We start from the raw sequence: 12,541 nt of genomic DNA, 5'->3' as shown, positions 1-12,541 counted from the left end.
TTTCCCATTAAATTTGTGGTTTTTAAGTTGTTGATAAAAAAAGGAAAAAATTAACGCGCGAATGGGCGACGGGGTTTTCAGGGTATTTGACTAACTTGACAAGATGAAAATCTGGTCGAGATTTCTAAGCACAATTCCGCGTGCGAACTCCGGTCATCGAATCAGCCTGATGAGCGAAAAATAGAAGAAAAACTGGAGAAGGGCCTATGCAACAGAGCAGATCGGAAGTGGTCGAGCAAGATGGCCTGTTCGAGCTGTCCGAGGGCAGCGATGTCCTCGACAGCCCGCGCTACAACCCCGACATAGCACCGACCAAGGTGCACCAGCGCACCTGGAACAAATGGCACATCACCGCCCTGTGGGTGGGCATGTCCATCTGCGTACCCACCTACACCCTCGGCGGTGTCCTCACCGCCTACTTCGGCCTCAGTGTTGGCGAAGCGCTGCTGGCGATCCTGCTGGCCAACGTTATCGTGCTGATACCGCTTACCCTAAATGCCTTTCCCGGTACCAAGTACGGCATCCCGTTTCCGGTGCTTCTGCGTTCGTCGTTCGGCATTCTCGGCTCCAACGTACCGTGCCTGATCCGCGCGGTGGTGGCCTGTGGTTGGTTCGGTATTCAGACCATGTTCGGCGGGCTGGCCATTCACCTGTTCCTGGGTTCGGTGTTCGACGGCTGGAAGGCGCTGGGCGGTACAGGCGAGGTGATTGGCTTCATGATCTTCTGGTGCCTGAACCTGTGGGTGGTGCTGCGCGGCGCCGAGTCGATCAAGTGGCTGGAAACGCTCTCGGCACCGCTGCTGGTGGCAGTGGGCGTCGGTCTGCTGTTCTGGGCCTTGCCGCACATGTCGATGACCGAGCTGTTGGCACAGCCGCCCAAGCGCCCGGAAGGGGCGAGCGTGGTCAGTTACTTCTGCGCCGGGCTGACGGCCATGGTCGGTTTCTGGGCCACACTGTCGCTGAACATTCCCGACTTCAGCCGCTACGCCCGCAGCCAGAAGGATCAGATTCTCGGGCAGATCTTCGGCCTGCCGCTGACCATGTTCCTGTTCGCTGCGCTGGGTGTGGTGCTGACCGCCGCTTCGGCGTCGCTGGTGGGCGAGACGGTGTCCGACCCGGTCAGCCTGATCGGCAAGATTCAAAGCCCGTTCTGGGTGGCCCTGGCCATGGCGCTGATCGTGATCGCCACGCTGTCGACCAACACCGCGGCGAACATCGTGTCGCCCACCAATGACTTCCAGAACATTGCCCCACGCCTGATCGGCCGAAGCCGCGCGGTATGGCTGACCGGCTTTATCGGCCTGGCGCTGATGGGGCATGAACTGTTGAAGAAGCTGGGCCTGATTGTCTCCGACCTTAGCCTGGAGAGCGTGTATTCCAACTGGCTGCTGGGCTATTCCAGCTTGTTGGGGCCCATTGCCGGCATCATGGTGGTGGACTACTTCCTGATCCGTCGGCAGAAGCTGGACCTGGCCGGGCTATACCGCGACGACGTGTATCCCGCGTGGAACTGGGCCGGTTTTGCCGCCTTCGCCTTGCCAGTAGGGCTGACGGTAATGGCGATTGGCAACAGCAGTTTCAGCTGGTTCTACGACTACGGCTGGTTCACCGGCTCGCTGCTGGGCGGTGCACTGTACGCCGTGCTTGGCGGTTTGGCGGCACGCAACCCGGTGCGGCTGGTCAAACCCTTGCCTTGAGGCCTCGAAGAGGCCTGTACAAACAATAAGAAGCCTGAAGGAGAAGCCCGTGACCCCCGTCAAAGAGATCCTGAAGACCAACGCCCGTCACGTCGACAGCACCCGCCTGTGGCAGTCGCTGATGGACCTGGCCCGGCTCGGCGCCACTGCCAAGGGCGGTGTCTGCCGCCTGGCCTTGACCGACCTCGACCGCCAGGCCCGCGATCTGTTCGTGCAGTGGAGCGAGGCGGCCGGTTGCTCGGTCAGCATCGACGCCGTCGGCAACATATTCGCCCGCCGCCCGGGCCGTAACCCCAAGCTGCCGCCGGTGATGACCGGCAGCCATATCGACACCCAGCCCACAGGCGGCAAGTTCGATGGCTGCTTCGGGGTGATGGCCGGGCTGGAGGTGATCCGCACCCTCAACGACCTGGGCGTGGAAACCGAAGCGCCGCTCGAAGTGGTGGTGTGGACCAACGAAGAAGGTTCGCGTTTTGCGCCGTGCATGATGGGGTCTGGGGTGTTCGCCGGCAAGTTCACCCTGGAAGACACCCTGGCCAAGCGCGATGCCCAGGGTGTCAGCGTTGGCGAAGCGTTGAACACCATTGGCTACGCCGGTCCGCGTGCCGTGTCGGGGCACCCGGTGGGGGCGTATTTCGAAGCGCATATCGAGCAGGGTCCTATCCTTGAGGACCAGGCCAAGACCATCGGCGTGGTCCTCGGCGCGCTGGGCCAGAAGTGGTTCGACCTGACCCTGCGCGGTGTTGAAGCCCATGCCGGCCCTACGCCGATGCACCTGCGCAAGGACGCCCTGGTGGGTGCAGCCGCTGTGGTAGAGGCGGTCAACCGCACGGCGCTTGCCCACCAGCCCCACGCCTGTGGCACAGTGGGTTGCCTTCAGGCGTACCCGGGCTCGCGTAACGTGATCCCGGGCGAAGTGCGCATGACCCTCGACTTCCGCCACCTGGAGGGCGAGCAGTTGAATGCGATGATTGCCGATGTGCGCGGGGTGATCGAGGCGACCTGTGCCAAGCATGGCCTGAGCCATGAGCTGGTGCCCACGGCCGACTTCCCGGCGCTTTACTTCGACAAAGGCTGTGTCGACGCCGTGCGCGAGTCGGCCAAGGCGCTGGGCCTGCCGCACATGGACATCGTCAGTGGCGCGGGGCATGACGCGATCTTCCTGGCCGAGCTGGGGCCGGCGGGGATGATTTTCGTGCCGTGCGAAAACGGCATCAGCCATAACGAGATCGAGAACGCCACGCCCGAAGACCTGGCGGCGGGCTGCGCGGTATTGTTGCGGGCGATGCTGGCGGCGTCGGAGGCAATTGCCAGCGGGCGCCTGGCGGCCTAGGCACTGGCCTCAAGAAGGCCGTTACGGCCAAGGTGATAGCGCTGCAGGTCCTGCGCCAGGGTCAACTGCCCGCTGTAATGGGCGAGGGCCTCGTCGCGCACGTTGTCGATGTGCGGGCTGCGTCGCGGGTCGTTCTGGTAGCGGGCGCTGAAATGCGTCAGTACCAGGTTGCGCACGCCAGCGGCCTCGGCAAAGCGTGCCACCTCAGCGGCGGTGCTGTGGCCGAACGTGCCCCCGGTGCGTTCGACCACCGCCTGGGTGAAGGTGGCTTCGTGCACCAGTACATCCGCACCCCTGGCGACGGCTGCCAGCAGCTCTGGTTTGTCGTTGTCCCCGCACACGATCACCCGCTGGGGCGGACGCGAAGGGCGCAGGTAGTCGTTGCCGTTCAGCAGTTGCCCATTGAACGTCACGGTCAACCCCTTGGCCAGCTCGCCCCACAGCGGACCACGCGGTATGCCCTCGGCGTCCAGGCGCTGGATGTCCAGGCGTGGCTCAGGGTTGATTTCGGTGAATACGAAACCCACGCTGGGCACCCGGTGCGACAGTTGCACGGTGGTCACCTGCAGGGTCTCGCTGCGCCATGCGATCAGCTCTTCCAAGGGCAACAGGCGCAGCTCGAACGGCAGGAAGGTGTCGCTGGCAACCAGGCCCTGGCGTACCCAATCGTGCAGTACGGCGGGCAGGATCACTTCCAGCGGCTGGGTGCGCCCGCTCATGCCCGCGCTGGCCAGCAGGCCGGGCAGGCCGAAGCAATGGTCTCCATGCACGTGGGTGATGAAAATCGCGCGCAGGTCGCGGATCGAAAGCGGGCTGTGTAGCAGGCGGTGCTGGGTGCCTTCGCCGCAATCGACCAGATACCAGTGGCTGCCACTGGCTTCGATCACGGCAGTGGCGCTGACATTGCGTGCCTTGGTGGGCACCCCGGCGGAGGTGCCGAGGAACAGCAGGTCCATGCTCAGGCTCCTGTTTCAGGCCAGAAGCGGCCAAGGTGATACGGGGCGCACACCTTAGCCGGATTGCCGCCCGCCGTCGACGGCCTGCTAGTTATCCTGCCGCCAGATGAGCTCGCTGGTGTCATAACCTTGCTCTCGGGCGATTGTCAGCAGTTGCTCGCGCTGCTGGTCGGTGACCGCTGGCGTGCGCGAAAGCAGCCACAGGTACTCGCGGTTGGGGTGGCCGACCAGTGCCACGCGGTAGTCCTTGTCGTGGTACAGCACCCAGTACTCACCCTTGGTCAGGCCCGGTGCCAGGCGGCTGAACCAGTTGTCGAAACGCACCCACAGCTTGTCGGTGCTGCCCGGTTGCTGAGCCTCGGCGATGCCCTGGGCTTCATTCCACTGGCCGTCCTTTTCCTGGCAGCGGTTGGTTACATCGATACGGCCGTCCTCGCGCAAGCCGTAGCGCGCCTCCGACTTCACGCAGTTACGCTGAAAGAACATCGGCAGTCGCGCCAGTTCGTACCAGGTACCCTGATAGCGTTGCAGGTCCACCTGCTGGGTACGCGGCGGTGCCGGGTGATCGTTGCCGGCGCAGCCGAGCAGGGCCAGGGTCATGCAGGAAAGCAGCAGTGTTGTGCGCAGCGCCATGGGTGACCTCCTTGGAGCGGATGGGGCGTACCTGTGTTTCGACGCCTGTGCGGGGGAAAAGTTGTAGACGATCTTGCCTGCGGCGAAACCCATGCAGGAGCGGGTTTGCCTGCGAAAGGCCCCGCACAGGTCCGCACAGGCCTGCCTCACAGCCAGTACGTCACCGCCCACCATCCCAACCCGCCCATCACCACGGTATAGGGCAGCGCCATCCACACCATCCGCCCATACGACAGCCGGATCAGCGGTGCAATGGCCGAGGTCAGCAGGAACAGGAACGCCGCCTGCCCGTTCGGCGTCGCCACGCTTGGCAGGTTGGTGCCGGTGTTGATCGCCACCGCCAGGGTTTCGAAATGCTCGCGGCTCATGCTGCCATCGAGAAATGCCTGCTTCACTTCGGTGATGTAGATGGTGGCAACGAACACATTGTCGCTGATCGCCGACAGCAAGCCGTTGGCCAGATACAGCATGCCCGGTTGCTGTTCGGCCGGCAGCGTCAGCACCCAGTTGATCAATGGGCTGAAAAGCTGCTGCTGATGAATCACCGCGACCACGGCGAAGAACACCACCAACAGCGAAGTGAACGGCATGGCGTCCTGGAAGGCACGGCCCAGGCGGTGCTCGTCGGTGATGCCGGTGAAGGCCGTGATCAGTACGATCACCATCAGGCCGATCAGGCCGACCTCGGCCACATGCAGCCCCAGGCAGATGATCAGGATCAGTGCAGCGAGCCCTTGTACCCACAGCGCGATGCGCTGGGCCTGGGTGCGCGCCGCATCGTCTTCGGCCGCATAGGCGGTCAGCACCCTGCGCACCGGTTCGGGCATCAGCGTGCCGTAGCCGAACAGGCGCGCTTTTTCCAGCAGCACGCAGGTCACCAGGCCAGCACCCAGCACTGGCAGCGATACGGGCGCCACCTTCAAGAAGAATTCGACGAAGTGCCACCCCATCTCGTGGCCGATCAACAGGTTCTGCGGCTCGCCCACCAACGTGCAAACGCCGCCCAGGGCGGTACCCACAGCGCCATGCATCAGCAGGCTACGCAGGAAGGCGCGGAACTGGTCGAGGTCTTCCCGGTGCAGGTGAGCGACTTGCTGGTCGCTCTCCAGTGCGCTGTCCTCGCGCGGATTGGCCCCGGACGCGACGCGGTGGTACACCGCGTAGAAGCCGACCGCAGCGCTGATGATCACCGCCGTGACGGTCAGGGCATCGAGAAACGCGGATAGAAACGCCGACAGTACGCAAAACAGCAGCGCCAGAATGGCCTTGGAACGCACCCCGAGCAAAATGCGTGAGAACAGGAATAGCAACAGTTCCTTCATGAAGTGGATGCCGGCGACCATGAACATCAGTAGCAGGATTACCGGGAAGTTGTGCTGCAGTTCCTCGTACAGCGCCTGTGGCGTGGTCATCTGCAACAGCAGGGCTTCGATCAGCAACAAGCCACCGGGCATCAACGGGTAGCATTTCAGGGCCATGGCCAGGGTGAAGATGAATTCGACTACCAGTGCCCACCCCGCTGCGGCGGGGCCAATGGTTGCCAGCAGGAGCGGATTGAGCACCAGGAACAGGCAGATGACCGCTTTGTACCAAAGCGGCGACTGGCCCAGGAAACCGTGAGCGAGGGCGCCGGTCAGGGAACGCGACATGAATATGTATCCTTATGATTCAGCGATGGCGCACGGTGCCGGATAAGCGCGTCTGAGGCAAGGCGCACAGTCCCGTTTTTGGCACATGTACGGCCATTGGGCTGGGTTACCATCGGTGTCATGAACCTTTCACCCATAGGAGTGCCGCCCGTGACCGAGTACAGTGCATTCAAGGTCGAACTGACCGACAGCATCGCCCATGTTCAGATCAATCGCCCAGAGAAGGTCAACGCGATGAATGCGGCCTTCTGGGAGGAAATCGTCGACATCTTCCAGTGGATCGATGACACCGATGCCGTGCGCGCGGTGGTGATCAGTGGCGCTGGCAAGCATTTTTCCGCCGGTATCGACCTGATGATGCTGGCCTCGCTGGCCGGGCAGATGGGCAAGGACGTGGGCCGCAATGCACGCTTCCTGCGCAAGACCATCCAGCGGCTGCAGGCCTCGTTCACCGCTGTAGACACGTGCCGCAAGCCGGTACTGGCGGCGGTTCAAGGCTACTGCATCGGCGGCGCCATCGACCTCATCTCGGCGTGCGACATGCGCTACTGCAGCAGTGACGCGCAGTTCTCGATCAAGGAAATCGACATGGGCATGGCTGCCGATGTCGGCACATTGCAACGTTTGCCACGCATCATTGGCGACGGCATCATGCGTGAGCTGGCGTTTACCGGGCGCAATGTCGAGGCCGACGAGGCGCTGCGTATCGGCCTGGTCAACCGAGTCTATGATGATCAGGCTGCACTGATGGACGGCGTCTTTGCCATCGCCCGCGAGATTGCCGCAAAATCGCCGATCGCCGTGGCCGGCACCAAGGAAATGCTCAGCTACATGCGTGACCATCGCATCGACGATGGCCTGGACTACATTGCCACCTGGAACGCCGCAATGCTGCAGTCCGAAGACCTGCGTGTGGCTGTGGCGGCGCACATGAGCAAACAGAAACCGACGTTCGCCGACTGATCGGGCCGGGGGACGCGCAGTAAAGGAACCCCCGACATGTCAGCACGCTGGACTACTGCAGTACTCGACCCACAGATGACCGGGGGGCTGGCCGTGGCCCGCAGCCCTGAAGGGTTTCTGGTGGACGCCAACGGCGCGCTGTTCCCCCGCGACTGGCTCAAGCGGCAGGACCTCGACGTGCTGTGCGAGCATGGCATCGGCCACTTTGACGGCCAGCCGGTGTTCCTGCTGGAACTGCGCAGCGCCACTGATGTGCCTGGCTGCAGCTGGCGCGGCCTGCGTGCGTTCATGCTCGAAGGCGACTTCGACACCTACAAGGTGCTGGGCTATGCCGCACAGATCGGCACCTGGGCCCGCGAGCATCGCTTCTGCGGCAGTTGCGGCCAGGCGATGACGCAAATTCGCTGGGAGCGGGCGATGTATTGCCAACCCTGCGACCTGCGCAGCTATCCGCGCATTTCACCCAGCATGATCGTGCTGGTGACCCGCGGCGATGAAATCCTGCTGGCGCGTTCGCCGCGCTTCGTCACCGGGGTGTACAGCACCTTGGCAGGTTTTGCCGAACCGGGTGAATCGGCCGAAGACTGCCTGGTGCGCGAAGTGCGCGAAGAAGTGGCGGTGGAGGTGAAGAACATTCAGTACGTCGGCAGCCAGTGCTGGCCGTTTCCGCATTCGATGATGCTCGGTTTCCATGCCGAGTACGCCGGTGGCGAGATTGTCATGCAACCGGACGAGATAGAGGACGCCAAGTGGTTCAGCGTCCACGACCTGCCGCCGCTGCCGGCCGGGCGGTCCATCGCCCGGTACCTGATCGACCTGTATGTTGCGCGGCGGCTGGGCTGTGATATCCCTGCTTTCCCGTCCTAGCTGCAGTGAGAAGTGTTCATCGCCCCTCACCGATAGGCCCATGCACAGGCCGGCGATGTAGTCCACCTGCCCGGAAATGATGAACACCGTCAGCGCCGAAATGTTGCTGACGAAGTTCATGCTGCGCGCCACGTCGCTGGCGCGAACCGGGTCGATGGGTATTCAGGAATCGTTATTCTGATTACTGGTATATGCTCGGGAATCTGGTGTCGCTTGGGGGGAGCTCCCTGCCCAACGTATGGTATTCATTGCCCGAAAAAAAGGGTTGGGGAGACCTAAGCTATCTGGGCTAGTATTCGGAATACGGCGGTGGTGGAAGACCTTGATTTTGTGAAAGAGCAGCAGCTAATTCGTGCGGGGTCAATCCAGACTGTAGTTCTGCAAGCCTGCTGTCAGTGGCTTCGATCTTAGCGGTGACATACTGTAATCGCTTTACCAGCTTTGGGAGGAGGTTATACGATCGAAGTTGTGCTGCTTCTGGTATGTCGCGCTCAAGCTGAGCCTTTTCTGCCAGTCGTTTTGGTAGCTTTTTCGCCATTTTAACATCCCAGCCAGTTGCCTTGCTGCTGAAACGCCACCCCGAGTACTTTTGCAGGTCTGGATGGTCGTGAGCGGCTATTATCTCTGTCATCTTATAAGCAGGTTCGGGGCGACTGAACAGTTTCTTGATCCAATTCTGGCCTGAATGATCTAGCCTGTTTATTGGGTCGGCAGAGCAATAGGCGTAGGCGTTTATGCCTCCTTTACTGAAAGGGCTTAGGCTGTCGGGCGAGAGGAACCTCATCAAATTCGGGTTATAAGTACGCTTGCCGTTTCCCAGTAGGTAGCAGCCTGTCCATATGTCGCGAGGTGCTCCCGTGAAACCCAGTACGTAAATATTCCCTGGCTTAGCTGAGGCTCCATAGCAGGTATATTGGAAGGAAATAACCTTGCTCTGCATTTAGATATTTCCGTTGATGAGAGGCGTCATATATTTACAATTCCTTGCGCACCCCTCAACTGGCATAAATGATAGTACGGCTGATGGGCCTCATGATCGGGTACAAAGGTTCAGGCCTGCCCGAACCAGTGTTGCCACGCTAGGCGCACGGTCAACGCCAGCACCACGGTGATGAACACCGGGCGGATGAACTTGCTGCCGCCGCTGATCGCCGTGCGTGCGCCGAAAAAGGCGCCGACCATCACCGACAGGCCCATGCACAGGCCGACGATGTAGTCCACCTGCCCGGAAATGATGAACACCGTCAGCGCCGCGATGTTGCTGACGAAGTTCATGCTGCGCGCCACGCCGCTGGCGCGTACCAGGTCGATGGGGTATAGCAGCAGGGTACTGACCGTCCAGAACGCCCCGGTACCTGGGCCGGCTACGCCGTCGTAGAAGCCCAGGGTGAAGCCTTGCGGCACTTGCCACTTTTTCTTGATCGGTGCATCGGCATCCAGCGGTGCCTTGGGCGTGCCGCCGAACAACAGGTAGATGCCACAGGCGAAGACGATCACCGGCAACATCTTGTTCAGCCATTCGGCTGGCATGTAGTGGGCAATGACGGCGCCGAGCGACGCCCCGGTCAGGGTGGCGAACAATGCCGGGCGCCACTGCGCCGGGTGGAATAGTTTGCGTTTGTAGTAAGTGAAACCTGCAGTGGCCGAGCCGAAGGTGGAACTGAGCTTGTTGGTGCCCAGGACCAGGTGCGGTGGCATGCCGGCAGTGAGCAGGGCCGGAGTGGTGAGCAGGCCCCCGCCACCGGCGATGGCATCGATGAATCCGGCGACGAAGGCAACCAGCGCCAGGATCAGCAGGGTGAGGGGTTCTACGGTGAGTTCGAAGGGCATGGGTTTTTGACAGGCAGGGAGGCAAGGAGGCGGCAAAGTGCTGCACTAGAAGGGGAGCATGGTAATCCTGGGGAAGGTGTGTTGCCAGTGCCGGCCCTTTCGCGGGCAAGCCCGCTCCTACGAAGATGGCGCAATCCCGTAGGAGCGGGTTTACCCGCGAAAGGGCCGGTACTGGCGAAAACATCAACTACGAATAAACGCCAGCAAATCCGCATTGATCACATCGGCATGGGTGGTCGGCATGCCATGCGGGTAGCCTTTGTAGGTTTTCAGCGTGCCATTGGGCAGCAGCTTGGCCGACAATACCCCGGAGTTTTCATAGGGCACGATCTGGTCATCGTCGCCGTGCATCACCAGCACCGGCTGCGTGATGCCCTTCAGGTCCTCGGTGAAATCGGTCTGGGAAAACGCCACGATGCCATCGTAATGGGCCTTTGCACTGCCGATCATGCCTTGGCGCCACCAGTTGCCGATGATGCCTTCGCTGGCTTCGACCCCTGGGCGGTTGTAGCCGTAGAACGGCCCTGTTGGCACATCCCGGTAGAACTGCGCCCGGTTGCTGGCAACCTGGGCCTGGAAGCCGTCGAATACCGACTTGGGCAGGCCACCGGGGTTGCCGGGGGTTTGTACCATCAAGGGGGGTACGGCCGCGATCAGCACGGCCTTGGCCACCTTGTCTTCAGGGTACCGGGCCATGTAGCGCACCACCTCGCCGCCGCCGGTCGAGTGGCCGACATGCACGGCACCCTGGGTGCCCAGGTGGGCGACCACGGCGGCTACGTCGTCGGCATAGTGGTCCATGTCGTGGCCGTCCCATACCTGGCTGGAGCGGCCATGGCCTCGCCGGTCGTGGGCGACCACCCGGTAGCCTTCAGCGAGGAAGAACAGCATCTGCGCGTCCCAGTCATCGGCACTGAGCGGCCAGCCGTGGTGGAAGTGGATCACCGGCGCATCGCGCGGGCCCCAGTCCTTGTAGAAGATCTGTACGCCGTCCTTCGTGGTTACATAGCTCATCGTCGTGTCTCCAGAGTGCAGGAAGCGAAGGGAGCTATTGAGAATAGGAGGAATTTTGGCGGGTATCAGGAAGTTGTGTTGCCTGTGCGGTCCTCTTCGCGGGTGAACCCGCTCCTACAGGGGGCTCATGGATTTTGAATGCGCAGGAGCGGGTTCACCCGCGAAGAGGCCCGCACTTATGCCCTTCAGACGCGATCGCGCATGCGGTACCAGGCCTTTGCCGCAGCTTCCAATGGCGCAGCCAGCAGGTCGCCACCGGGAAAGCGGCCGTTGTCGATGGCTTGGTACAGCGCCAACAGGTCTTCATCGCCGAGAATGGCATCGCTGACCGCACGCGCCGCCGCCAGGGTCGGCAGTACGCCATGGCCGGAGAAACCCTGCAACCAGTAGCGCTGGCCCTCGCGGCCGACGTCCGGGGTGCGCTTGATGCTGCAATCGATGTGGCCACCCCAGGCATAGTCGATGGCCACCCCGGCCAGTTGCGGGAATACCCGCTCCAGGTACGGGCGGGTGGCGCTGGCGACGTCCTTGGGAATGCCGCCCAGGTAAGTGCAGCCACCGCCGAACAGCAGGCGGTGGTCTGGGGTGAGGCGGAAGTAGTCGGGCACGAACTGGTTGTCGATCACGCAACTGTTGCGAGGTAGTAACGAATGGGCGAAGTCGGCATCCAGAGGCGCAGTGGCTACCTGGTAGGAACCGACTGGCAACAGGCGACGCGACAGGCTGCGGTCTAGGCGATCGATGTAAGCGTTGCAGGCCAGCACCAATACCTGGCAACGAACTTCGCCACGGTCGGTACGGGCGACATAGCCGTCGCGAGCCTGCTCGTAGCTGCGCACCTGGCTCTGTTCGTAGATTCGCCCGCCGGCAGCCTCTATGGCATTGGCCAGGCCCTGCGCCAGTTTCAGCGGGTTGAGGTGGGCGCCTTTGGCGTCGTACAGCGCGGCCTGGTAGCGCGGGCTGTCGACCCATTGCGGCAACTCGTCACGGCCGATCAGGCGCAGGGCGTCGTAACCCCATTTATGTTCGGCATCATGCAGGGCCTCTTCGAGCATTTTCACCCGGCGCGGCAATACCGCAGTCCACAGGCTGCCCTGCCGGTAGTCGATGTCGAAGCCGTGGCGTTGGGGCAGTTCGCGCATTTCGTCGGCGGCCCAGCACATGCTGGCCCATAGCCGTTGGGTGCGTTCGGTGCCAAGGGCCTGCTCCAGCGGCGGCATGTCGCACGACCAGCCCAACAGCGCCTGGCCACCGTTGCGTCCGGAGGCCGCCCAGGCAACCCGGCTGGCCTCCAGCAGCGTTACGCGTTTGCCGGCCTGGGTCAGGCGCAGGGCAGTGTGCAGGCCGCTGAAACCGGCGCCGATGATCAGCACGTCGGTGTCTTGAGCGCCTTGCAGGGTAGGGCGTAATGGGATGTTGGCGGGGTAGGTCTGGGCGTAGTAACTGGCGACGTGCTGGGCGGATTGTTTGAACATGCAGGATTTTCCGTGAAAATTATTATGTTTATTTTCATGAAAAGTTAGCAGTTAAATTTCACGTTGCCAATGTGTTGGTCGGGGTTTGTGGTTTGCCTGTGGTTAATGTGTTGCCTGGGCTGGC

General features: G+C 62.1%; 11 protein-coding genes and 1 pseudogene. 4 read left to right on the top strand and 8 right to left on the bottom strand.

Annotated elements, in window-relative coordinates; all coding sequences use genetic code 11:
- Positions 1–206 precede the first annotated feature (206 nt).
- Positions 207–1,697 carry an NCS1 family nucleobase:cation symporter-1 gene (locus tag C4Q27_RS01690; RefSeq protein ID WP_064491939.1) on the top strand — a complete coding sequence of 497 codons (1,491 nt, stop codon included), beginning with the start codon at positions 207–209 and terminating at the stop codon, positions 1,695–1,697.
- Between the two features lie 49 nt (positions 1,698–1,746).
- Positions 1,747–3,030: a Zn-dependent hydrolase gene (locus tag C4Q27_RS01685; RefSeq protein ID WP_064491938.1), complete on the top strand. Its 1,284-nt coding sequence runs from the start codon at positions 1,747–1,749 to the stop codon at positions 3,028–3,030.
- On the opposite strand, the gene C4Q27_RS01680 is transcribed toward C4Q27_RS01685, so the two are convergent.
- The 3 genes from C4Q27_RS01680 to nhaB form a co-directional block, all read right to left on the bottom strand.
- On the bottom strand, positions 3,027–3,986 hold the full coding sequence (locus tag C4Q27_RS01680) for a ribonuclease Z (RefSeq protein WP_104886357.1): 960 nt from the start codon (positions 3,984–3,986) through the stop codon (positions 3,027–3,029). The genes C4Q27_RS01685 and C4Q27_RS01680 overlap by 4 nt on opposite strands.
- A gap of 87 nt (positions 3,987–4,073) precedes the next feature.
- On the bottom strand, positions 4,074–4,619 hold the full coding sequence (locus tag C4Q27_RS01675; protein ID WP_104886356.1) for a lipocalin family protein: 546 nt from the start codon (positions 4,617–4,619) through the stop codon (positions 4,074–4,076).
- 146 nt (positions 4,620–4,765) lie between these two features.
- Positions 4,766–6,268, bottom strand: a complete 1,503-nt coding sequence (gene nhaB / locus C4Q27_RS01670) for a sodium/proton antiporter NhaB (RefSeq protein WP_104886355.1) — start codon at positions 6,266–6,268, stop codon at positions 4,766–4,768.
- Positions 6,269–6,418: 150 nt separating this feature from the next.
- Between nhaB and C4Q27_RS01665 the strand changes: the two genes are divergently transcribed.
- Both C4Q27_RS01665 and nudC read left to right on the top strand, forming a co-directional pair.
- Positions 6,419–7,231, top strand: a complete 813-nt coding sequence (locus C4Q27_RS01665; RefSeq protein WP_104886354.1) for a crotonase/enoyl-CoA hydratase family protein — start codon at positions 6,419–6,421, stop codon at positions 7,229–7,231.
- A gap of 36 nt (positions 7,232–7,267) precedes the next feature.
- Entirely contained in the window at positions 7,268–8,098 is an 831-nt protein-coding gene (gene nudC, locus C4Q27_RS01660) for an NAD(+) diphosphatase (protein WP_104886353.1), read from the top strand.
- Between the two features lie 27 nt (positions 8,099–8,125).
- Here nudC and C4Q27_RS29930 read toward each other — a convergent pair.
- From C4Q27_RS29930 to C4Q27_RS01635, 5 genes and pseudogenes are all read right to left on the bottom strand, one after another.
- A pseudogene (locus tag C4Q27_RS29930) lies at positions 8,126–8,257 on the bottom strand (hypothetical protein); the annotation flags it as partial.
- Between the two features lie 130 nt (positions 8,258–8,387).
- Positions 8,388–9,038, bottom strand: coding sequence for an RHS repeat-associated core domain-containing protein (locus C4Q27_RS01655; protein ID WP_177409984.1), 651 nt, complete (start codon positions 9,036–9,038; stop codon positions 8,388–8,390).
- 110 nt (positions 9,039–9,148) lie between these two features.
- Positions 9,149–9,928: a TSUP family transporter gene (locus C4Q27_RS01650; RefSeq protein ID WP_060489072.1), complete on the bottom strand. Its 780-nt coding sequence runs from the start codon at positions 9,926–9,928 to the stop codon at positions 9,149–9,151.
- A gap of 183 nt (positions 9,929–10,111) precedes the next feature.
- The gene (locus tag C4Q27_RS01640) at positions 10,112–10,942 is read right to left on the bottom strand and encodes an alpha/beta fold hydrolase (protein WP_064491933.1); all 831 of its coding nucleotides are present in this window, start codon (positions 10,940–10,942) and stop codon (positions 10,112–10,114) included.
- Positions 10,943–11,127: 185 nt separating this feature from the next.
- Positions 11,128–12,417 (bottom strand): FAD-binding oxidoreductase, encoded by a 1,290-nt coding sequence (locus C4Q27_RS01635; protein WP_064491932.1) that lies wholly within the window; start codon positions 12,415–12,417, stop codon positions 11,128–11,130.
- Positions 12,418–12,541 lie beyond the last annotated feature (124 nt).

Source organism: Pseudomonas sp. SWI36 (genome assembly GCF_002948105.1).
Classification (GTDB): Bacteria; Pseudomonadota; Gammaproteobacteria; order Pseudomonadales; family Pseudomonadaceae; genus Aquipseudomonas; species Aquipseudomonas alloputida.
This window is presented reverse-complemented; position numbering and strand designations above follow the sequence as displayed.

Bases quoted from the DNA above. Each gene is read 5' to 3' on its own strand.
- C4Q27_RS01650 (WP_060489072.1), bottom strand. From the start codon at position 9,928: ATGCCCTTCGAACTCACCGTAGAACCCCTCACCCTGCTGATCCTGGCG.
- C4Q27_RS01635 (WP_064491932.1), bottom strand. From the start codon at position 12,417: ATGTTCAAACAATCCGCCCAGCACGTCGCCAGTTACTACGCCCAGACC.
- C4Q27_RS01690 (WP_064491939.1), top strand. From the start codon at position 207: ATGCAACAGAGCAGATCGGAAGTGGTCGAGCAAGATGGCCTGTTCGAG.
- C4Q27_RS01655 (WP_177409984.1), bottom strand. From the start codon at position 9,038: ATGCAGAGCAAGGTTATTTCCTTCCAATATACCTGCTATGGAGCCTCA.
- C4Q27_RS01675 (WP_104886356.1), bottom strand. From the start codon at position 4,619: ATGGCGCTGCGCACAACACTGCTGCTTTCCTGCATGACCCTGGCCCTG.
- nudC (WP_104886353.1), top strand. From the start codon at position 7,268: ATGTCAGCACGCTGGACTACTGCAGTACTCGACCCACAGATGACCGGG.
- C4Q27_RS01680 (WP_104886357.1), bottom strand. From the start codon at position 3,986: ATGGACCTGCTGTTCCTCGGCACCTCCGCCGGGGTGCCCACCAAGGCA.
- C4Q27_RS01640 (WP_064491933.1), bottom strand. From the start codon at position 10,942: ATGAGCTATGTAACCACGAAGGACGGCGTACAGATCTTCTACAAGGAC.
- nhaB (WP_104886355.1), bottom strand. From the start codon at position 6,268: ATGTCGCGTTCCCTGACCGGCGCCCTCGCTCACGGTTTCCTGGGCCAG.